The sequence below is a fragment of the Telluria sp. ZB2R32 genome, assembly GCF_059685715.1.
In genome coordinates, this window is the sequence record NZ_JCASIG010000004.1 from 115,588 (window position 1) to 134,865 (window position 19,278).

The 19,278-nt window shown below is 62.9% G+C and carries 13 protein-coding genes, 2 tRNA genes and 1 pseudogene; 6 read left to right on the plus strand and 10 right to left on the minus strand.

The window, feature by feature from the left end; genetic code table 11:
• Window positions 1-1,024: pseudogene (locus AC56LG_RS12975) on the minus strand (MerR family transcriptional regulator).
• A gap of 109 nt (window positions 1,025-1,133) precedes the next feature.
• Here AC56LG_RS12975 and AC56LG_RS12980 point away from each other — a divergent pair.
• Complete coding sequence (locus tag AC56LG_RS12980; protein WP_497166500.1) at window positions 1,134-1,613, plus strand: P-loop NTPase family protein; 480 nt, start codon at window positions 1,134-1,136, stop codon at window positions 1,611-1,613.
• A gap of 3 nt (window positions 1,614-1,616) precedes the next feature.
• Here AC56LG_RS12980 and AC56LG_RS12985 read toward each other — a convergent pair whose 3' ends face one another.
• The 4 genes from AC56LG_RS12985 to AC56LG_RS13000 form a co-directional block, all read right to left on the minus strand.
• A complete protein-coding gene (locus AC56LG_RS12985; RefSeq protein ID WP_497166501.1) occupies window positions 1,617-2,066 on the minus strand; it encodes a hypothetical protein in 450 nt (149 codons plus the stop codon).
• 67 nt (window positions 2,067-2,133) lie between these two features.
• Entirely contained in the window at window positions 2,134-4,539 is a 2,406-nt protein-coding gene (locus tag AC56LG_RS12990; RefSeq protein WP_497166502.1) for a CHAT domain-containing protein, read from the minus strand.
• Window positions 4,540-4,661: 122 nt separating this feature from the next.
• Window positions 4,662-4,979, minus strand: a complete 318-nt coding sequence (locus AC56LG_RS12995) for a CU044_2847 family protein (RefSeq protein WP_497166503.1) — start codon at window positions 4,977-4,979, stop codon at window positions 4,662-4,664.
• 114 nt (window positions 4,980-5,093) lie between these two features.
• Window positions 5,094-6,959 (minus strand): phosphoenolpyruvate carboxykinase (GTP), encoded by a 1,866-nt coding sequence (locus AC56LG_RS13000; protein ID WP_497166504.1) that lies wholly within the window; start codon window positions 6,957-6,959, stop codon window positions 5,094-5,096.
• A 345-nt stretch (window positions 6,960-7,304) separates the two neighbouring features.
• Here AC56LG_RS13000 and AC56LG_RS13005 point away from each other — a divergent pair, with 345 nt between their 5' ends.
• Window positions 7,305-8,297, plus strand: a complete 993-nt coding sequence (locus AC56LG_RS13005; protein WP_497166505.1) for a D-2-hydroxyacid dehydrogenase family protein — start codon at window positions 7,305-7,307, stop codon at window positions 8,295-8,297.
• A gap of 149 nt (window positions 8,298-8,446) precedes the next feature.
• On the opposite strand, the gene AC56LG_RS13010 is transcribed toward AC56LG_RS13005, so the two are convergent.
• On the minus strand, window positions 8,447-9,202 hold the full coding sequence (locus AC56LG_RS13010) for an L-asparaginase (RefSeq protein ID WP_497166506.1): 756 nt from the start codon (window positions 9,200-9,202) through the stop codon (window positions 8,447-8,449).
• A gap of 137 nt (window positions 9,203-9,339) precedes the next feature.
• Here AC56LG_RS13010 and AC56LG_RS13015 point away from each other — a divergent pair, with 137 nt between their 5' ends.
• Both AC56LG_RS13015 and AC56LG_RS13020 read left to right on the plus strand, forming a co-directional pair.
• Window positions 9,340-9,825: an asparaginase domain-containing protein gene (locus AC56LG_RS13015; RefSeq protein WP_497166507.1), complete on the plus strand. Its 486-nt coding sequence runs from the start codon at window positions 9,340-9,342 to the stop codon at window positions 9,823-9,825.
• Window positions 9,826-9,915: 90 nt separating this feature from the next.
• Window positions 9,916-11,517, plus strand: coding sequence for a catalase (locus tag AC56LG_RS13020; protein WP_497166508.1), 1,602 nt, complete (start codon window positions 9,916-9,918; stop codon window positions 11,515-11,517).
• A gap of 319 nt (window positions 11,518-11,836) precedes the next feature.
• Here AC56LG_RS13020 and AC56LG_RS13025 read toward each other — a convergent pair whose 3' ends face one another.
• From AC56LG_RS13025 to AC56LG_RS13040, 4 genes are all read right to left on the minus strand, one after another.
• The gene (locus AC56LG_RS13025) at window positions 11,837-12,733 is read right to left on the minus strand and encodes a recombination-associated protein RdgC (protein ID WP_497166509.1); all 897 of its coding nucleotides are present in this window, start codon (window positions 12,731-12,733) and stop codon (window positions 11,837-11,839) included.
• 86 nt (window positions 12,734-12,819) lie between these two features.
• Window positions 12,820-13,896 carry a DNA polymerase IV gene (gene dinB / locus AC56LG_RS13030; RefSeq protein ID WP_374001179.1) on the minus strand — a complete coding sequence of 359 codons (1,077 nt, stop codon included), beginning with the start codon at window positions 13,894-13,896 and terminating at the stop codon, window positions 12,820-12,822.
• A gap of 316 nt (window positions 13,897-14,212) precedes the next feature.
• A complete protein-coding gene (locus tag AC56LG_RS13035; protein WP_497166510.1) occupies window positions 14,213-16,024 on the minus strand; it encodes a S8 family serine peptidase in 1,812 nt (603 codons plus the stop codon).
• Between the two features lie 382 nt (window positions 16,025-16,406).
• Window positions 16,407-18,629, minus strand: coding sequence for a TonB-dependent receptor (locus AC56LG_RS13040; RefSeq protein ID WP_497166511.1), 2,223 nt, complete (start codon window positions 18,627-18,629; stop codon window positions 16,407-16,409).
• 331 nt (window positions 18,630-18,960) lie between these two features.
• On the opposite strand from AC56LG_RS13040, the gene AC56LG_RS13045 reads away from it, so the two are divergent.
• Window positions 18,961-19,036, plus strand: a tRNA-Val gene (locus tag AC56LG_RS13045).
• 37 nt (window positions 19,037-19,073) lie between these two features.
• Window positions 19,074-19,150, plus strand: a tRNA-Asp gene (locus AC56LG_RS13050).
• The last annotated feature ends 128 nt before the right edge of the window (window positions 19,151-19,278 follow it).

Consider the following 19,278-nt stretch of genomic DNA (forward strand, 5'->3'; position numbering starts at 1 on the left):
TCAGGCGCGCTGCAGGGATTGCATGGCCGCCCGCATGAAGCCGATCATGCGTTCGTCCACCATGCCCGGCTGCTTCAGTTCCGGCTCGTTCTCGAGTGCCTGGCGGATTTTGTGCTGGGTCGCCGGATGGTCGCCGGCGTAGGAGCGGAACAGGTCGAACCAGTCGCGCGCCAGCGCCTGCGCCTCCAGCGAATCCGGCGCGCATCCCGCGTCCATGGCTGTGCGCACGCGCGCCAGCAGCGGCGGCCATTCGGCATTGCGCTTGCCGAGATTGGCGCGCACGAACGCCATCTCATCGGCATCGAGATATCGTTCGTAGACCGCCAACTGGTTCTCTTGCGTCGCCGCCAGAATGAAAGCCATGACCTGTGAGTTGACGCCGGTGCGTTCCTGCACGGCGGGTTCCTGTTCGTGCATCGTGTTCAACTTCGCGAACAGGACCGGATTGGCATTCGTGTCGCGCGCCACGGTAGCCATCCAGCGTTTGGCCAGCGCGCGCGCCCTGGCGTCGGTCGGGCTGGTGCCGGCATCCATCAAGGCACGCACCTCGGTCACCAGCGCCTGCCACTCGACTTCGACTTGTTCTGCTTCCGTGTACAGCGGCAATTGCTGAAGTTCTTGCTGCGTAAAATATTTGTCGTACATCGTCATGTGCTCCAGAGTAGTCAGCCAGTCGGCCGGATCCGGTTGCCGCCCTTTGTCGAGCTGCCCTTGCAGGCGCAGCAGCCGATTGCGCAAGGCATCCGCCTGCGCGATCTGCTGCGTCAGCATGGCGATCTGGCGCTCGACCAGATCGGCCAGCGGCAGTTCCGGTCCGGATAGATAGGTTCCGATGTCGGCCAGCGCCATCCCGAACCTGCGCAGCGCCAGCATGCGGTGCAGCCGGGCGATGTCAGCGTCGTGATAGAGCCGGTAGCCGGCGTCGGAACGCGCCGAAGGAGACAGGAGTCCGATGGCGTCGTAATGGAGCCGTGCGCACCGTCAAACCGGTGCGTTTTGCCAACTCTCCAATTTTCAACAGCATCGTGTTCCCTTTCTTTTCATGCGTGCAGCCATCCTGGCGCCTGACGCTGCGTGAGGGTCAAGCACGACGTTAAAACGGCTAATATTAATACTTCAAGGAAATGGAGGCGATGATGCGATGTCTTATCATGGGCAACTCGGGTTCGGGTAAATCGTACCGGGCCAGGGCGCTGGCGGCGCGGCACGGCTCGGTTCACCTCGACCTGGACACGATCGTCTGGGAACCGGGGCTGGTTGCCGTACCACGCCGTGCCGAGGCGGTGCGGACCGACCTGCTCGCCTTTGTGAATACCCATCCGGCCTGGGTGGCGGAAGGCTGCTATGGCGACCTGATCGCGATGGCGCTGCCGTATTGTTCGGAACTGGTGTTCATGAATCCGGGCCGCGCCGTCTGCCTGGACAACAACCGCAAGCGCCCTTGGGAACCGCACAAGTATGCATCGATGGAAGCCCAGCAGAGCAAGCTGGATTTTTTGCTGGAATGGGTGGGCGGCTACTACGAGCGCGACGATGCGATGTCGTATACGTGCCACCGGCGCCTGTTCGATGGTTTTGATGGGAACAAGAGCGAAGTCACGGCCCTGGACTAAGGCCTATTGCGCGGCTGCCGCCCTGGGACGCACGTCCAGCCAGACGCAGGTGGCGGTGCAGACAAAACCGGCGCCGGCGATATCGCTGGCGTTATACGCCCATTGCCCCAGGTTGCCCTGATGGGTGACCTGGCACAGGCCCTGGGGTGGCAGGCGCACCGACGACAGGAAGCAGGCGTCGGCGCCGGCGGAATCGGGAATTTGTTTCCACAGGCCGTTGGTGGATTCTTTCAGCGAGGCGTGGTGTATTTTGCTGGTCACCAGTTCGATCTGCTCGGCCACTTGCTGCGGCAATTGCTTGAGGTTTTTTTCGGCCTCCTGCCTGGCGCGCGCCTCCGCGGCAACCAAACCCTGCACACAATTGATTGCCGACTGTACGTCGCCGATGGTCTTGATCGAGTCGATTCGCTCGCTGCAATTTTGCGCTGCGGCGCCGCTTGCCCACCCTGTCAATGAGCACGCCAATGAGCATGCCAGCATAGGGGCCTTCGCACGGGAGTTCATTGGCAACCTCGCAGTGTCATTTATTATTGAACAGACAGGCAGCATCGCGCTCGCTGGGGATCGGGCTCTTGCAGTTGAGAGCCGCCGCGGCCGGCGCCTGCTTCGGTTTCTGCTGGGTTTTACGCGCTGACGCAACAGGCTGCTTGCGCTTGGCGACCGGCGGTGTTGTCTGCGCATCCGCGACTGTCTCGACCTGGCCGCCTGCACCGTCGGCGCTGCGCGTGGCCGCATCGCGCGTTATGAGGGGCGCAGGCTCGCGGATGGGCGCCGGCGTGATCTCTGGCGTGGCCGGCACCGGCCCGGCCACCGATGCCGGCGGAGGCGTTGCCGGCGTTGGTGCGATCGCCGCTGGCGCGCTGTCGCGTGCGGGAAAGATATAGCTTTTGCCGATCGTCGCGCCCAGCACGGCAACCAGCAAGCCAGCAGCCAGCCCGGGCACGAGGAAGTGCCTGGCAGGTGGAGGTTGTCCCCAGTTCTTGTCCGGCGCCGGTGCGGTAGTTTGATGCAAGGTCGCGGGTTTGGCGGGGCTGGGCGCATCCACCTCGGGTTCCAGGATAAATACCGGGACGAACTCCTCCGGCGGGACTGGCGGCGCGCTGTCCGGCTCGGGCATGGGTTCCTTCCTGGGCGATGCTGCGTGTTTCTTGACCTGCAGCCTGGGCCGGGCGCTGCTCTCCGCCGGACGCCCTTTCGGCCTGGACGGCGCCGTGGGTTCGCCCATCCGGTTCCCGGGCGCGGCGGCTTGCTCGGCCGGGGTAGAAGCCGGCGCCGGCCTGGACGGCGCACTGAACTCCCATACCTGGGCCTTCGGTGCGCTGTCCGGACTGGCCGGATGCGGCGGCGGCATCGGCGCGGTAGGCTCCCCCAGCGATACGTGCGGCAGGATATTCGGCACGGTCCGGTCCGGCGCCTGCGCCGGCGGCATGGCCGGCGTTTCCGCGTGCGTTTCCGGCCTGGTGGGTTGTGCGACCGGCTCCGGCGCCGGCGTGAATGGCGGCTCGATCGGTTCCGGCGCCATCTTGACCGTTACATCCTGCCCGGCATTCGCTTCCGGCCCAGGTTCCGGCCCAGGTTCCGGCTGCATGGGTGCCTGGATCGTCTTGGCGGCGTTCTGCCCGACCGGTTCCGGTGCCGCTGCCGGCAGCGGCTTGCTCTCCCTGACCCGCGAAGTGCGCGGCTTTTTACTTTTTTCGGACTGGCCAGCGGGCTGAAGCGGCAACAGGTTCGGCGCCTCCGGGATTCCCTTTGCCTTCTTGCGCTCGCCCAGGCTCGGCTCGATGCGGGCCAGGGGTGCACTCGCCTTGCCGTGGGTCTCCTGCGAATCCTTCCACTCGATCGGCTTGGCCGCCGGTTGAAACAGCTGTCCGCTGAGCGCGCGCATGTAGAGCACCGGCGTGCCCCATTCGATGGGGTGGCCATTGCCCTGCATGCGCAGCCGCGCTTCGGTGAGGGAGGCGTCGACCGCGCCGATCTCGACCAGATCCCGGTAAAAATAGCGGGTGAAAATCAGGGCGGCGTCGTCCGTGATGGAAGCTTGCATCGCCACCACGGCCGGCACGCCCTGCCTCAAAAAACCCTGCGCCAGGCCGGAAAAGGGAACGTCCTGCGTGATGGCGCCGGAACAGGCGTTCAACACGATCAGGCGCGGCAGCGCGCCGCTGGGAAAGGCGGAACGCAAGTGGGTCGCCTCCATTTCCAGGCCCTTGCCCGATTCCTGCTCGAGCACCAGCGCCCCCGGTATGCCGTGTCCGACGAAGTGAAAAATATGGGCGCCGAAATGGCGCAGCGAATCGCGCAGATTGTCGAAGGTGCAGCGCCCCGGCACCCGGCGCAGCTCCAGCTGGCCGGCGCTGATCGAGGGTTCCAGCGCGTGGCGCAGGATGTCCCACTCGCGCGCGATGTCGAGCCGTGGGTGATCGGTCGGCGAGGACAAGGCCACCAGGATGCGCAAGGGACCTTCCACGGTGATCGGCGGAATCGGTTGCGCGACCGGCAGATAGCGTACCAGCGGAGTGTGTTCCCGGACCGCCAGGAATTCCCGGCTTTCGGTGTCGAACAGGAATTCCCACGGCCGCACATGCAGTTCGCTGTCTTCAGGCAAGCGCAGGCGCACACGCAAGCCTTTGCCGGCGCGCGACGACGAATCGAGCGACGAGCGGAACAGGTGTTCGATATCGCCCGAAAACACCGCCTCGAACAGCTTGCCGCCGAAGTCCTGGATCGTGTTCGCCCTGCTCGAGCGGCCGCGCTGGCGCAGTCCGCCATAGATTTCCGCGAGCAGGACGCCCTCTTCGTCGGCATTGAAAGGCCACTTGACGTCGATGAACGGGCAATCGCCCTGGGGGGATTCCAGCACCCGCGCGCACAGCCGGTCGCTTCCTTTCGGACTGATGATTTCCAGGTCGAAGTTCTGATAAATCATTCCAGCTCCAGGGTAAGCAGAGCACGGTGTACATGCGGGCATGGGTTCGCGTGCCAGGGGACCACTCGCTTAGACAGCAGAACGGGCCGAACGTGCGGCCTGAATCGCATGGCAGGTCGCTTTTAGACCGGTTTCCACTGCAGCCGGATGCTGAGGCTTCCCTCCCCCTTGCCTTTCGCGATGTAGACGCCGAGCTCAGCCTCGAATTTCAACCCGAACTCCACCTCGACTAGACCCGGTGCGACCTTTAGTTCGCTGCAGGCTGCCGCCACCGCCTCGGCAACCGGACGGATCACCGCCAGCGCATCCGGCAAGGACTGGTCGATTTTTTCCGTCACCCTGGCCAGCGCGGCGCCACGGACGACGCTCCCGGTCACGGCATCCTGCGACTCGACCAATACCCTGCCGTTTGGCACATTGAACGCGATAAGCTTATTCATGGCATTTTCTCGCTTCAAATGAAAAAAGGGATAGGCGGCTGCCTATCCCTTTCCTGCGTATGCGATTGTTTTAGTACAACCGTCGTCTCCTCACCTACTCTTCACTTGCCCTATTTAGCCCAGGCGGCGTTCCAGTTCCTGCTTGTGCGCCACCAGTTCTTGCGGCAGGCGGTGCGCCAGCTTCTCGAACAGTTCGGTATGCAATTTCAACTCTTCGCGCCAGGCATCCTGGTCGATCGAGGTGATCTGCTTGAACTGCTCTTCGCTGAACTCGACGCCTTCCCAGTTCAGGTCGCCGTGATTCGGCGAGGTGCCGAACAGGTGCTGCACGCCGCCGTCGGCCTGGCCCGCGGTGCGTTCCAGGATCCATTTCAGGACGCGCATGTTGTCGCCATAGCCTGGCCACACGAAGTTGCCCGACTCGTCGGTACGGAACCAGTTGACGCAGAAGATCTTCGGCAGTGCGGCGCCACCCTTGGCTTCGACTTTTTTACCCAAATCCAGCCAGTGCTGGAAGTACTCGCTCATGTTGTAGCCGATGAACGGCAGCATCGCGAACGGATCGCGGCGCACGACGCCCATCTGGCCGGCGGCGGCGGCGGTGGTTTCCGAACCCATGGTCGCGGCCATGTACACGCCTTCGACCCAGCTATTCGCTTCGGTGACCAGCGGCACGGTGGTCGAGCGGCGGCCGCCGAAAATGAAGGCCGAGATCGGCACGCCGGCCGGATCGTCCCAGGCCGGGTCGATCACCGGGTTCTGGGTCGCGGCAACGGTGAAGCGCGCGTTCGGGTGGGCAGCCTTGGTGCCCGAGGCCGGGGTCCAGTCCTTACCCTGCCAGTCGATCAGGTGCGCAGGCGCTTCTTTGGTCATGCCTTCCCACCAGACGTCGCCGTCGTCGGTCAGCGCGACGTTGGTGAAGATGACGTTTTCGCGCAGCGACGACATGCAGTTCGAATTGGTCTTGTCGTTGGTGCCCGGGGCGACGCCGAAGTAACCCGCTTCCGGGTTGATGGCGTACAGCTTGCCGTCGGCGCCCGGCTTGATCCAGGCGATGTCGTCGCCGATGGTCGTCACTTTCCAGCCGTTGAACGAGGTCGGCGGGATCAGCATGGCGAAGTTGGTCTTGCCGCAAGCCGAAGGGAAGGCGGCGGCGACGTATTGCTTGTCGCCTTGCGGCGACTCGACGCCCAGGATCAGCATGTGTTCGGCCAGCCAGCCAGTGCCGCCGGCTTGGGCTTCCTGGTAACCCATGTTCGAGGCGATGCGCAGCGCGAAGCATTTTTTACCCAGCAGCGCATTGCCGCCGTAGCCCGAACCGAAGGACCAGATTTCGCGGGTTTCCGGATAGTGGACGATGTATTTGGTGGCATTGCACGGCCAGGCCACGTCTTGCTGGCCGGCGGCCAGCGGCATGCCGACGCTGTGCACGCACGGGACGAAGTCACCGTCGGCGCCCAGCACGTCGTACACGGCCTTGCCCATGCGCGTCATGATGCGCATGTTGACGGCGACATACGGCGAATCGGACAGTTCGACGCCGATGTGGGCGATCGGCGAACCCAGCGGGCCCATCGAGAACGGCACCACGTACAGCGTGCGGCCCGCCATGCAGCCGTCGAACAGGCCGTTCAGGGTGGTGCGCATTTCGGCCGGGTCGGTCCAGTTGTTGGTCGGGCCGGCCTGCTCTTTCGTCGCCGAGCAGATATAGGTGCGGTCTTCGACGCGCGCCACGTCCGACGGGTCGGACTGGGCCAGGTAGGAATTCGGGCGCAGTGCCGGATTCAGGCGCTTCATGGTGCCGGCTTCGACCATCTGTGCGCACAGGCGGTCGTACTCTTCTTCGGAGCCGTCGCACCAGTAGATGGCGTCAGGCTTCGTCAGGGCGGCAATGTCTGCCACCCAATTGATGAGCTTCTGGTGTTTGACGTGGGCTGGAACGTTCAGGGCGGCGACACCGCTCATCACGGGCTGGTTCATGTTACCTCCAACAATTAAGAATTCTGTATGGTCCCGCACAGCAGGACCGTCGCAGGTATCCGGGACTGGACGATGCGTCCCTGGCGCCAGCAGAGCGGCGGTACGGCGGTCGTGTCGGCAGCCTCATGCTGAGGCGATGGAACGGTCGGTGAAGCTTGGGCTGTTATACACTTCGGTGCTGTCAAACCCTTAATAATCGGCCGATTGTACACCCCTCGATCCGGGTTTCAAGCGCTGCGAATCGAAAAATGTAGGAAAAATAGTCGACTAAAGTAGTGGGCTACTCTGATTCGCCGCGAACGCGTTATTCCTTTACGTGCTCATCAATAACTTCGCTCAACTCCGATGAAAATTGCCATTCTCGACGACTACCAGAACGCCGTGTCGGGTCTCGACTGTTACAAAATATTGGACGGTCACGCCGTCAAAGTGTTCAACAATTCTGCACGCGGCCTCGGCCAGCTGGCGATCCGGCTGGCGCCCTTCGAGGTGCTGGTGCTGATCCGCGAAAGGACCAGCCTGCCCGCCGCCTTGCTGAACAAACTGCCGAACCTGAAACTGATTGCGCAAACGGGCAAGGTCAGCGGCCACGTCGACGTTGCCGCCGCCACCGCGCGCGGCATCGCGATTGCCGAGGGAACGGGTTCGCCGGTCGCGCCCGCCGAACTGACCTGGGCACTGATCATGGCGGCCAGCCGCAAGATCGTGCCGTACGCGAATAACTTGAAGGACGGCGTCTGGCAGACGGCTTCCGTAAATCCCCAGCTCAACGGCCTGGGAAGGGTGCTGCGCAGCCGCACGCTGGCGATCTGGGGCTACGGCAAGATCGGCAAGCTGCTGGCCGGCTATGGATGCGCGTTCGGGATGCGGGTGCTGGTCTGGGGCAGCGATGCCAGCCGCGCGGCGGCGCTGGCCGATGGCATGGAAGCCGCCACCTCGCGCGAAGAATTCTTTGCCGAGGCCGACGTACTGAGCCTGCATCTGCGGCTGGCGGAGGCCACCCGCGGCATCGTCACCGCGGCCGACCTGGCGCGCATGAAGCCGGACGCGTTATTCGTGAACACCAGCCGTGCGGAACTGGTCGAAGTCGGGGCACTGGAAGCGGCGCTGCAGGCCGGACGGCCGGGGATGGCGGCACTCGACGTGTTTACGGAAGAGCCGCTGCCGGCCGACGCGCCCCTGCTGCGCATGCCGACCGTGCTGGCGACGCCGCACCTGGGGTATGTCGAGCAGGATAGTTACGAGATGTATTTCAGGGCGGCATTCGAGAACATCGCCAATTTCGCGGCGGGCAAGCCGACGAATATATTACATCCGGAAGCGCTGAATAAACCGTAGAGGTTGTGAAAAAATTGTCAGGGCAAGGGATACGGCCGCCCGGCGCCGAGTCGAAGACAGTACGAGTGTACGGCGAGACGAGGCAACGCAGCCATGGCGATTTTTTCACAACCTCGTAGGGTGGGCATGCCCACCGCACAACAGCGCGATCAACCCAGCTCCGGCTCGCCCGTCAGATTGATCTTCCGCGCCGGCATCACATACGACTTCGTCCACAAGCCGGCCCAGCCCGGCGGCCAGCCGACGTCCGGCCCCGCATACGCCGGCAAGCCGGCGCGCACCGCCACCACCGGTACCGGCGGCGCTTCGATCAGGCCGCCGCCTGTCGGCCGCTCGAGGTTCAGGCTGTACATGTAGCCCGGCAGCAGCGCGTCGCAGGTGGCGGCAAACCAGGCCGTGTGGTCGTCGTCGCGGCCGAGCGCTTGCGCCAGTCCCTGCGGATCGAATTTGGCCAGCGCGTGGATCAGCTCTTCGGTGGTGGCGCCGGGAGAGTCTCCCCATCCCATCACCGGATTGTTGTTGTACTCGGCGCCGGAACCATACCAGCCTTCGCGCCAGGAACGCTGCATCCAGTTGCGCTGGCCCGTAAACAAATGCCAGCGCCAGTGCAGGCCGGACGGTTTCGGCCACGCGTACAAATATAGTTTTTGATAACCGGCCTGGTGCAGGGCGCGCACGACCGCCATCAGGCGCGCATGCGGCATGCGGTCGGGCGGTGCGCGTCGAAATAAAATGGGTTCGCCATCGGCATGCTGGACTTCGTCGCTCGACAGGTTCAGGTCGAGCGTGCGCGCTTCGTTGCCGAAGCGGGCGGAAATCCAGCCGGTCAGCAGGTTGACGTGGGTGATCACGCCATACCCGCGATGGCGGTGAAAAATAACGGTTCCTGGAGCAACGGCTTTCATGGAATTCTGTGGGGCTTGCTGGAAAAAAAGATCAGTCTACTCATCCGATCCGGTCGATTCTAGCGCAGTCACATCTGGATACACCACGGTTTGGCGCTATGATGGTCCACCTTTTTTTACTGCGTGTATAAACCGATATGACTTTACGCCTCATCGCCACCGGCGGCACCTTCGACAAACATTACAATGAACTGACCGGGGTCCTCGGCTTTTCCGAAAGCCATTTGCCCGCGGTGATCGGCCGCGCGCGCCTGACGATTCCCGTCGAACTGCAACTGCTGCCGCTGCTCGATTCGCTCGACATGCAGGATGCCGACCGCCAGCGCGTGCTGGAAGCCTGCCAGGCCGCCACCGAGGATGCCATCGTCATCGTCCACGGCACCGACACCATGCCGCAAACAGCCGCCGTACTCGGCGCGGCCAACCTGGGTAAAACGATCGTGCTGACCGGCGCCATGATCCCCTACGAAATCGCCAATTCCGACGCCCTGTTCAACCTCGGTTTCGCTTGCGGTGTGGCGCAAACGCTGGCGCCCGGCGTGTATGTCGGCATGAACGGGCAAGTGTTCGCCTGGGACAATGTGACGAAGAACCGCGCCGCCGGCGTGTTCCAGCCGCTGTAAGCGCTTAACTTTCCTGGGGGCAGCAGCGCGCTGCCCTTCGGTGGAACTTCCTATACTTTTCTCTCCCGTGAACAGAGAGGAGAGTTTCCCATGTCTGACCGTCCCATCCTGACGACGCGCCAAGGCCACCCCGTACGCGACAACCAATCGCTGCGCTCCGTCGGCGAGCGCGGTCCTGCCACGCTCGAAAACTACCAGTTCATCGAGAAGATCACCCATTTCGATCGCGAGCGCATCCCCGAGCGCGTCGTGCATGCGCGCGGCACCGGCGCCCATGGTTATTTCGAAGCCTATGGCAAGATCGGCGACGAACCGGCGAGCAAGTACACCCGCGCCAAAGTCCTGACCGAAGTCGGCGTGCAGACGCCGACCTTCGTGCGCTTTTCGACCGTTATCGGCGGCAAGGAGTCGCCTGAAACGGCGCGCGACCCGCGCGGCTTCGCCGTCAAGCTGAAAACGGTCGAAGGCAACTGGGACCTGGTCGGCAACAATTTAAAGGTGTTCTTCATCCGCGATGCGATCAAATTTCCGGACATGATCCACGCCTTCAAGCCCGATCCGGTCACCAACCAGCAAGAGCCGTGGCGTTTTTATGACTTCGTCGCCAATTCGCCGGAAGCGCTGCACATGGTCACCTGGGTGAAGAGCCCATGGGGCATCCCGGCCAATTACCGCGAGATGGAAGGTTCCGGCGTCAACACCTATAAATTGGTGAACGACGAAGGCGTCGCCCACCTGGTGCGCTTCCATTGGCAGCCGCGCCAGGGTGTGCGCAACCTGACCGCCGCGCAGGCCGCCGAGATCCAGGCGCGCGACACCAGCCACGCCACGCGCGACCTCTACGAAGCGATCGAGCGCGGCGACTATCCGGAGTGGGAGTTCTGCATCCAGATCATGGCCGACGGCGAGCATCCCGAACTCGACTTCGATCCGCTCGACGACACCAAGCGCTGGCCCGAAGACCAGTTCCCGCTGCTGCCGGCGGGCCGCATGGTGCTCGACCGTAATCCGGAAAACGTGTTCGCCGAAACCGAACAGTCGGCCTTCGGCACCGGCGTGCTGGTCGACGGCATCGATTTTTCCGACGACAAGATGCTGCAAGGCCGTACCCTGTCGTACTCCGATACCCAGCGCTACCGCGTCGGTCCCAACTACCTGCAACTGCCGATCAACGCGCCGCAAGAGCGGGCCCGCCCGCGCACCAACCAGCGCGACGGCCAGATGACGTATTACGTGGACGACAGCGGCGAAAACCGCCACATCAACTACGAGCCGAGCCTGCTGGGCGGCACGCAGGAGGCACCGAAGCCGGCGCGCGACTACCATCAATACGTCGAGGGCCACCTGGGCCGCTACCAGACCACCAGCACCCGCAGCGACTACAAGCAGGCGGGCGACCGTTACCGGACCTTCGAGGATTGGGAGCGCGACGAATTGGTGAACAATGTCGGCGGCGATTTGAAGCAATGTCCGGAAGTGGTGCAGCTGCGCATGGTGTGGCACCTGTGGCATTGCGACGAGGACTACGGCCGCCGCGTGGCCGAGATCGCCGGTGTCGACCTCGAACGGGCCAAGGCGTTGCCGCCGTTGCCGGGCAAGCCGGCGCCACATGAGGATCGCCAGGGCGCGACCTACACCGACGGCAAGGGCGAGGAACCGGCCACCAGCGACGAGGTGGCCAGCGCGAAGTAAGGGCACAGCAAAACGGACCCGGGCGGGTCCGTTTTTACGTCGATCACAAGGTGGCCTTCGAGCTTGACCCGTAGGGTGGGCGGGTTCCCCGCCCACGCGTTCAACGACCGGTCGATTAGTCGCAATCCTGTAGGGTGGGCGCCCCGAGCCCACGAGAACCAGTGAGCAGCGTTAGCGCCGAATGGTGCCAACAATGTTCAACTTTCCGCGTGGGCAGGGGCACCCACCCTACGACCATTGTGATTGATCAACGGTCTGTTGAACGCGTGGGCAAGGAACTTGCCCACCCTACGTCCCTCCGGCAGGTGCAGCAGGCTGATTACGCCTTGGCCTCGCCGCCCAGCGCCTCGACCACGTCGGTCAGCATCTTGGCCAATTCTCCAGTCATCAGCATCATGTCGTTGTCGAAACGTTCGTCGTCGCTGTGGGTGACGGCGCCGCCTTCGTTGATCACGTCGAGCGGTTTGATGCCCTTGATCGCCAGCGATTCGGTCAGCACGAAGCTGACGCGGCTGTTCCAGGTCATGGCCAGGCGCGTGCACTGTTTACCGGCGGCGATGTGGCGGCGGATGTCGTCCGGTTCGAGCGAGTGTTTGACGTAACGCACGGCGGCGCGGCTTTCGCCGGTGGCGCGCAGTTCCGTGTCCTGGTCGATCGTGAAGTTGTACGGCGCCTCGTCCGCTTCCAGCCAGCCGGTCATCACGGCGACCGGCGAACGCTGCACGCGCAGCGATTCGAGCGGCATGCGGTCCACGCCCTTGAGCAGCAGTTTCACGACGTCGTCGGCCTTGGCCGGGCTGGCGGCATCGACCACTAACCAGCCGTTGACCGGGTCGATCCAGGTGAAGGTGTTGCTGCGGATCGTGAATGCGCGCGGCAGCAGTTCGTCGGCCACGCGTTCCTTCAATTCTTTCATCGCCTTTTTACCTGGCGGGAAACCCTGCTGCTCTTCCATCTCGGCCGCCCTGGCCTTGGCGACCTGGTTGATCACCGAGCTCGGCAGCAGTTTCTTTTCGGTGCCCAGCATCATCAGCATCTGCTTGTTGACGACGTGGACCAGACCACCGTTCGGACGCGGCGCATCCCAGCCCTGGCGCAGCAATTCGTTGCTGTTCGCGGGCGTAAACGCCATCGGCGCGAGCGCCGCTTCCATCTGTTCAGGCGTAAAGGCCCATGGTGCGGGCAGGCGGTAAATCTGAAGATTCTTGAACCACATAGTTGCTTTCTGTTGTCTCAGTATTTCAGGGGAACGACATTCTACACGCTGATCTCGCCGCATTTTCACACGGCAACAAGAACGTTTTAATGTGTTGTGTGTTCGTCAAACAGGCTCAATTGTTCGACGTGTTCGGTGTCGCCCAGGCGCACGCCGACGCCCAGCAGGCGCACGGGGCGGCTGGCGCGCAGCCAGCCGGTTTCCATGAGCCGGGCAAAGGTCGGTATGTGTGGCGCATAGCCAACGCACTCGACGGTGGTTTGCTGGAAGTCCGAAAATTTGATTTTCACGAATAACTTGTTGATGAATTTTTCGGCACCGGCACGCTTGATACGGCCCAGCAGGTGTTCGTATAGATCGGGCAGCAGCGCCAGGCAGGCGGAGAGGTCCGGCAGGTCGTTGGTATAGGTTTCCTCGGTGCTGATCGATTTGCGCTCGCGCTCGACGTTGACTTCGCGGTTGTCGATGCCGCGGCATAAATCGTGCAGGCGCGCACCGAAGCTGCCGAAGTGGTGCTGCAGCTCCTGCATGGTCCAGCTGCGCAGGTCGCCGCAGGTCTGCACGCCCAGCTTGTTCAGTTTGGCGGCCGTGACCTTGCCGACGCCATGCAGCTTTTTCACTGGGAGCGCCGCCACGAAGGCATCGACCTCGTCCGGCCGCACCAGGAACAGGCCGTCCGGCTTGTTCCAGTCGCTGGCAATTTTGGCGACAAATTTGTTCGGCGCCACGCCGGCCGAAGCGGTGATGCCGACGGTCTCGAAGATGCGCCGCCGGATTTCCTGGGCGATCAGGGTCGCACTGCCCTTGCAGTGCGGCGAATTCGTGACGTCGAGATAGGCCTCGTCGAGCGACAGCGGTTCGACCAGGTCCGTGTAGTCGGCGTAGATCTCCATGATCTGGCGCGAGGCGATGCGGTATTTTTCCATCGCCGTCGGAATGACCAGCAGCTCCGGGCACAGTTTCATTGCCTGCGCGGTGGCCATCGCCGAATGGATGCCATAGCGGCGCGCCTCGTAATTGCAGGTCGCCACCACGCCGCGCTGGTCGGGACGGCCGCCGACGGCGAGCGGACGCCCGCGCAGCGACGGATCGTCGCGCATCTCGACCGACGCATAAAAGCAGTCGCAATCGCAATGGATGATTTTACGTGCGGGGGCGTTCACTCTGGCGGCGGCGGGGCCGACTACTGTAAGTCCGTACAGTATCTCGTCAATTGGGATTCCGTGCAAGAGGAGGTCATCGATGGTCGTTGGCTGCTGTGCACCGTAGGATCACAGGATGAACAGAGGCGCCCTCGCTATACGCCAGCGACATCGGACTATCGTGACATTAAGTGATTTGCGTGAGTCGTATCCGCATGGGCACAAGTGCCCACCCTACGGTGCACCGCCGACACGGGGTATGAAATGGTATCGATAAGCAAAAAAAACGCGCGGCAAGCCGCGCGTCTTCGACCTTGCTACTCAACCAGTAAAAGAATTACCAGTTCAATTTCAGCGTGTACTTGCCATTGGTCGAACCGGTGCCGCCGCTGTAATACTTGACGCGCACATAGCGTGCGGCCGTGGCGGTGGTGGTGTTCGAGACCGAGGCGGTGTCGGTGGCACCGGCGCCGTTCTCGCTCAGGGCCAGCTGGGTACCGGCGCTGTTGTAGATGTAGACGTCGTAGTCGGCGCTCGACAGGCCCGGCGTCATCGATGCCTGCAGCGTCTTGCCGGCCGGCAGCTGAACAACAAAATAGTCGCTGTCGGTCGAGGCGCTCATGCTGCCGTTGACGGTGGTGCCGGTGGTGCTGATGGCGTTCGCGGTGGCAATCGTGTTGTTCGACTCGGTTTCCGCGATCGTCGGGCCGACCGGCGTCGAGGTCGTGGCCGAAGCGACTGCCGCGGCCGCGTCGACGATGCCGGTGCCGCACTGCGAGCAGGTGCCGGGGAAGGCGCGCGCGGTGCTTTTCAGTTTCGACTCGATCTGGTCCGGGGTCAGCGCGCTGTTACGAGCGAGCATCAGTGCGGCCACGCCGGCGACGTGCGGGGTCGCCATCGAGGTGCCCTGGTAGCCGGCGTAGTTGTCGGCGCCAGGCGCGCTGGTGCCGGCGTTCAGGGTCGAGATGATGTAGCCGTTGGCATCGCCGCCTGGCGCGGCGACGTCGACCACGCTGCCGTAGTTCGAGTACGGAGCGCGGGCGCCGTTGCGGTTGGTGGCGGCAACAGTCACGACGCCGGAACAGTTGGCCGGGTTCGAGTTACTCGCGTTCATGTTCTCGTTACCGGCCGCGACGATGACGACGGTGCCGCGCGAACGGGCGCTGTTGATGGCATTCTGCGTGGTGGTGCCGCAGGCGCCGCCGCCGCCGAGCGACATGTTGATGACCTTCGCCGCGTTGGCATTGGCCGGCACGCCGGAGACGGTGCCGCCCGAGGCCCAGATGATGGCGTCGGCAATGTCGGAGGTGTAGCCGCCGCACTTGCCGAGCACGCGCACCGGCACGACCTTGGCGTTGTATGCCACGCCGGCCACGCCCAGGCTGTTGTTGGTCTTGGCGGCGATGGTGCCGGCCACGTGGGTGCCGTGCCAGCTCGAACCCGATGCCGGTTCGCCGGCGGCGCACTCGTTGGCGGCGGTCCAGTCGCCCGGATCGGACGGGTCGGCGTCGCGCGCATTGCCGTCGTTGCCGATGGTGGCGTCGGAAATGAAGTCATAGCCGCCGACGTACTGGCCGGACAGGTCGGCATGCGGACGGATGCCGGTGTCGATCACGGCCACTTTTACGCCGGTACCGGTCGACAGGTCCCAGGCTGCCGGCAGGCGCAGGCCGCCAGTGGTTTCCGTGTAATGCCACTGCTGGGCATACATCGGATCGTTGGCCGTGGCCATCTTCTTCATGATGCGGTCGGGCTCGGCGTATTCGATCGAGGGGTCGCGCGCCATCAGTTCCTGCGCCAGCGCTTCGGCATCCTTGAGCGACACCTTGCGGTCGATCTTGAAGACGTGGGCGCCGGTGGCGGTCGAACGCAGCGCCTGCATGCGCAGGCCCAGCTGCTGGCCGGCGCGGTCGGCGATGGCCTGGCGCGCGGACGTCATCGCGGTCGCCACGCGGGCCTGGGCGCCGCCGACGTTGGCGTCCTTGTACTTCACGATCAGGCGGTCGGTGTTGAGGATGTACTGTGGGGTGCTTGCGCCCTGGAATTCAGGAATGGCGCCGGCGGCGGCTGCACCGAACGAACCGGTGGCGATGGAGACTGCTACAACGACTTTCAACAAACATGGGTACATCAAATGCGTCGACTTCATGTTGAGCCCTTAGTGTGTAGTTTTCCGTCGAGGCAATATGCCTCGGTTTATGATCTTCGGAAATCCGAAGTGCCCTCGACAGGCGGCTCAGAAAATGTACGCCTGAGTAAAAATGCATGCAGGGAATTTCCAATCGAATGAGGCTAATTTGCAACATTTTGTATGGCTGATTTAACAAAAACATCGTTTATTTGCAAATATCGTATGTACGCCAAATTAGATATGGCCTGATTTGATATCATCGTTACAACAATCGTTACTTTGCTTATAATGCAAGGCTTTTGATGCTGCAGCGCACACAAAAAAAGGCCGCGCGGGGCGCGGCCTTACAAATTACACATCTTCGTTTAACAGTTAACTGTGTTTTGTCAGCTGACTGTGATTAAAAATTACCTTTGAATTGCACGCCCCAGGTGCGCGGTTCGTTGGTAAAACCGGTCAGGTTATTGAAATCGATGGCGCCCGTGATGCGGCGCTCATCGAGGATGTTGCGGCCGAAGATGGCCGCTTCATACTTGCCGCCCGCCCAGTTGTAGCCCAGGCGTAGGCCGCCTTCGGTCAGGGGCTTGCCGGTGAACTCGGCCGCTTCGTACAGGAAGAAATTGACCTTGCTGCGGTACGACCAGTCGGTGAACACGAACACTTCGCCGTCGGCCACCGGCATGCTCCAGCGCGCGGTGGCGTTGGCAATCCAGCGCGGCGCCTGCGGCAGCATGTTGCCGTCGATGACGACGCGGTTCGCCGCGTTGATCGGGTCGGTCACCGTGCAGGAACCGCAGCGGTTCACCGACAGGCTGGGGTCGCGGATTTCCGTGAAGTTGTAGCTGGTCCCGGCCGTCACCCGCAGCGCCGGGCTGATCGCCGCCTCGACGTCGAGCTCGACCCCGCGGCCCTTGGTTTTATCGGCATTGATCAGGCGGTTGACGTTCGAATTGCCGCCCACCACCGTCAGCTGCTGGTCCTTGACCGTGTAGTCGTAGACCGAGAAGGCAACGCGGCCGCGGCGCTCGAACAGGTCGGCTTTGACGCCGGCCTCGACCGAAGTGATCGTTTCGGCGTCGGCCACCGTGATCGGCACCGCGGCCGACGCAGCGGCGATACTCGGCGCGCGGAAGCCGGTGGCGACGCGGCCATACACGTTCACGGTCGGGCTCAGTTTATACGTGCCGGACAGGTCCCAGCTGACCTTGGACTTGCTGGTGCCGAGCGCGGTGGCGCCGGTTTGCGCGACGTTTTCGTTGACGACGGTGCGGAAATCCTTTTTGTCCTTCGTGTAGCGCAGGCCGCCGCGCAGGTCGAACACGTCCGACACCTTGTAGGTGGCCGAGCCGAACAGCGCCCAGGCGGTATTGTCCTGGCGGCTGAACAGGCGCGAGGTGCGCGCGCCGGTGGTGCTATTGAAATTGTCGCTGCCGCCGGTGCCCGATTCGTCGAACCAGTACACGCCGGCCTGCCAGTTCAGCGGCGTCGCGTATTCGGATTCGATGCGCACTTCCTGGCTGTACTGCTTCAGGTCGACGATGTGGCTGCCGGTCTCGACCTGGAACGGAATGAAGCCGGGGCCGGCCGGGATGCCGCCGTCGATGTCGCCGCGGCTGTTGTAGTTGGAAATGTTCTCGTAGCCGGTGACCGAATACAGCTTGTGGTCGCCCAGGTCCCAACTCAGGCGCACGCTGCCGCCGCGGGTCGTCAAATCCTGGTAGTTCTGGGCATTCGTGACGATGCGGTCGAGATCGAGGCCGGCGACGATGGCGTTCGTGCCCGGGCGGATCAGGTTGGCGCGGAACAGGCGCGCGCTGCCGCTGGTGCTGCGCTGGTGCAGGTTGAACAGCGCGCTGAAGGGGCCGCTCGGCTTGTACAGGAACTGGATGCGCTCGGCGTGCTCGTTGTAGCCGTCGAGGTCTTCACGGCGCTGGGTCTGCGCCAGGTCGGCGTAATTCTCGACGTAGTCGTCGCGGTGCTGGCGCAGGGTCGAGAAGCGCATTGCCCATTCGTTCGACAGCGGCACGTTGACGGCGCCGTCGACATTAATCGTGTTGTGGGTCGCGACCGAGGCGTTGTAGTAACCCTCGACCCGTTTCAGGTTCGGCTTTTCGGATTCGAATTTGACGACGCCGGCCGGGGTATTGCGGCCGAACAGGGTACCCTGCGGCCCGCGCAGCACTTCGACGTTCTGCAGGTCGAAGATGGGGAAACCCTTCAGGATCGGGTTTTCCTGCACCACGTCGTCATAGATCAGCGAGACCGGCTGCGAGGCAAACGTGTTGAAGTCGGTGTTGCCGTAGCCGCGGATATAAAAGCGCGGGAAGGTGCGGCCGTTCGACGATTCCACGTTCAGGCTCGGCAGTTTGCCGGCCAGCACGCGGATGTCCTCGCCGCCCGAGACCAGTACGTCGAGCTTTTCGCCGCGCAGGGCCGTCACCGCCAGCGGCACATCGCGGATGTTTTCGCTGCGGCGCTGGGCGGTGACCGTCACGGTTTGCAGTTCGCCGGCGGCCGGGGTTTGCTCCTGGGCGTGGACCGGGCCCGCCGGCAGGAGGGCGCCGAGCGCCAGCATGGCGTGCGCCTGCACGACGCGTTTGTGCATCTTGGACATCTTCATCATGTTATTTTTCCTTGAAGTTGAAAAACCGTGACGTCCGCTAGTTCCTCCATTGCCGGCGGTGATCCCGCCTGCGGCACCTGCATCTTGCCGATGTCTAAAGGTTGCCACTGCTACAAGGCGCTATTGTTGGGGGTGGCTGCCTTGCAAGGCAAGCGGCGGCAAGTGGGTCGGACCGAATAACAACAGTTGCTTGATGGCGGGATGCAAAGGCTCGAAAAGAGGATTTTGCATATTTTCATAAAAACTCTTGCACATTCGGGAACCCGTACGCTATGATTCGGGCCTCTTCAGACGCAGTGACAAGCGTCAGACAGACAGAATACGGTGAGCCGGGCGCTTAGCTCAGTTGGTAGAGCGGATCCCTTACAAGGATTAGGTCGGGAGTTCGAGCCTCTCAGCGCCCACCAAGCTTCTGTTTGAAACGAGGAACCGATCAGTAAAAACGGAGCGGTAGTTCAGTTGGTTAGAATACCGGCCTGTCACGCCGGGGGTCGCGGGTTCGAGCCCCGTCCGCTCCGCCAGCATCAAGGAAAAAGGGTCCGATTCGTCGGGCCCTTTTTCTTTTTCTGCGTCCTTTTTATTTATCTTCCATCGGCGTTACCGAACGAACAGTCAACCATTGCCGCGCATGGTATTGGTTATCTTTGCA

Excerpts from the sequence above, each read along its gene's own strand:
- AC56LG_RS12980 (WP_497166500.1), top strand. The coding sequence starts at position 1,134 with ATGATGCGATGTCTTATCATGGGCAACTCGGGTTCGGGTAAATCGTAC.
- AC56LG_RS12990 (WP_497166502.1), bottom strand. The coding sequence starts at position 4,539 with ATGATTTATCAGAACTTCGACCTGGAAATCATCAGTCCGAAAGGAAGC.
- AC56LG_RS12995 (WP_497166503.1), bottom strand. The coding sequence starts at position 4,979 with ATGAATAAGCTTATCGCGTTCAATGTGCCAAACGGCAGGGTATTGGTC.
- AC56LG_RS13000 (WP_497166504.1), bottom strand. The coding sequence starts at position 6,959 with ATGAACCAGCCCGTGATGAGCGGTGTCGCCGCCCTGAACGTTCCAGCC.
- AC56LG_RS13005 (WP_497166505.1), top strand. The coding sequence starts at position 7,305 with ATGAAAATTGCCATTCTCGACGACTACCAGAACGCCGTGTCGGGTCTC.
- AC56LG_RS13010 (WP_497166506.1), bottom strand. The coding sequence starts at position 9,202 with ATGAAAGCCGTTGCTCCAGGAACCGTTATTTTTCACCGCCATCGCGGG.
- AC56LG_RS13015 (WP_497166507.1), top strand. The coding sequence starts at position 9,340 with ATGACTTTACGCCTCATCGCCACCGGCGGCACCTTCGACAAACATTAC.
- AC56LG_RS13020 (WP_497166508.1), top strand. The coding sequence starts at position 9,916 with ATGTCTGACCGTCCCATCCTGACGACGCGCCAAGGCCACCCCGTACGC.
- AC56LG_RS13025 (WP_497166509.1), bottom strand. The coding sequence starts at position 12,733 with ATGTGGTTCAAGAATCTTCAGATTTACCGCCTGCCCGCACCATGGGCC.
- AC56LG_RS13035 (WP_497166510.1), bottom strand. The coding sequence starts at position 16,024 with ATGAAGTCGACGCATTTGATGTACCCATGTTTGTTGAAAGTCGTTGTA.
- AC56LG_RS13040 (WP_497166511.1), bottom strand. The coding sequence starts at position 18,629 with ATGATGAAGATGTCCAAGATGCACAAACGCGTCGTGCAGGCGCACGCC.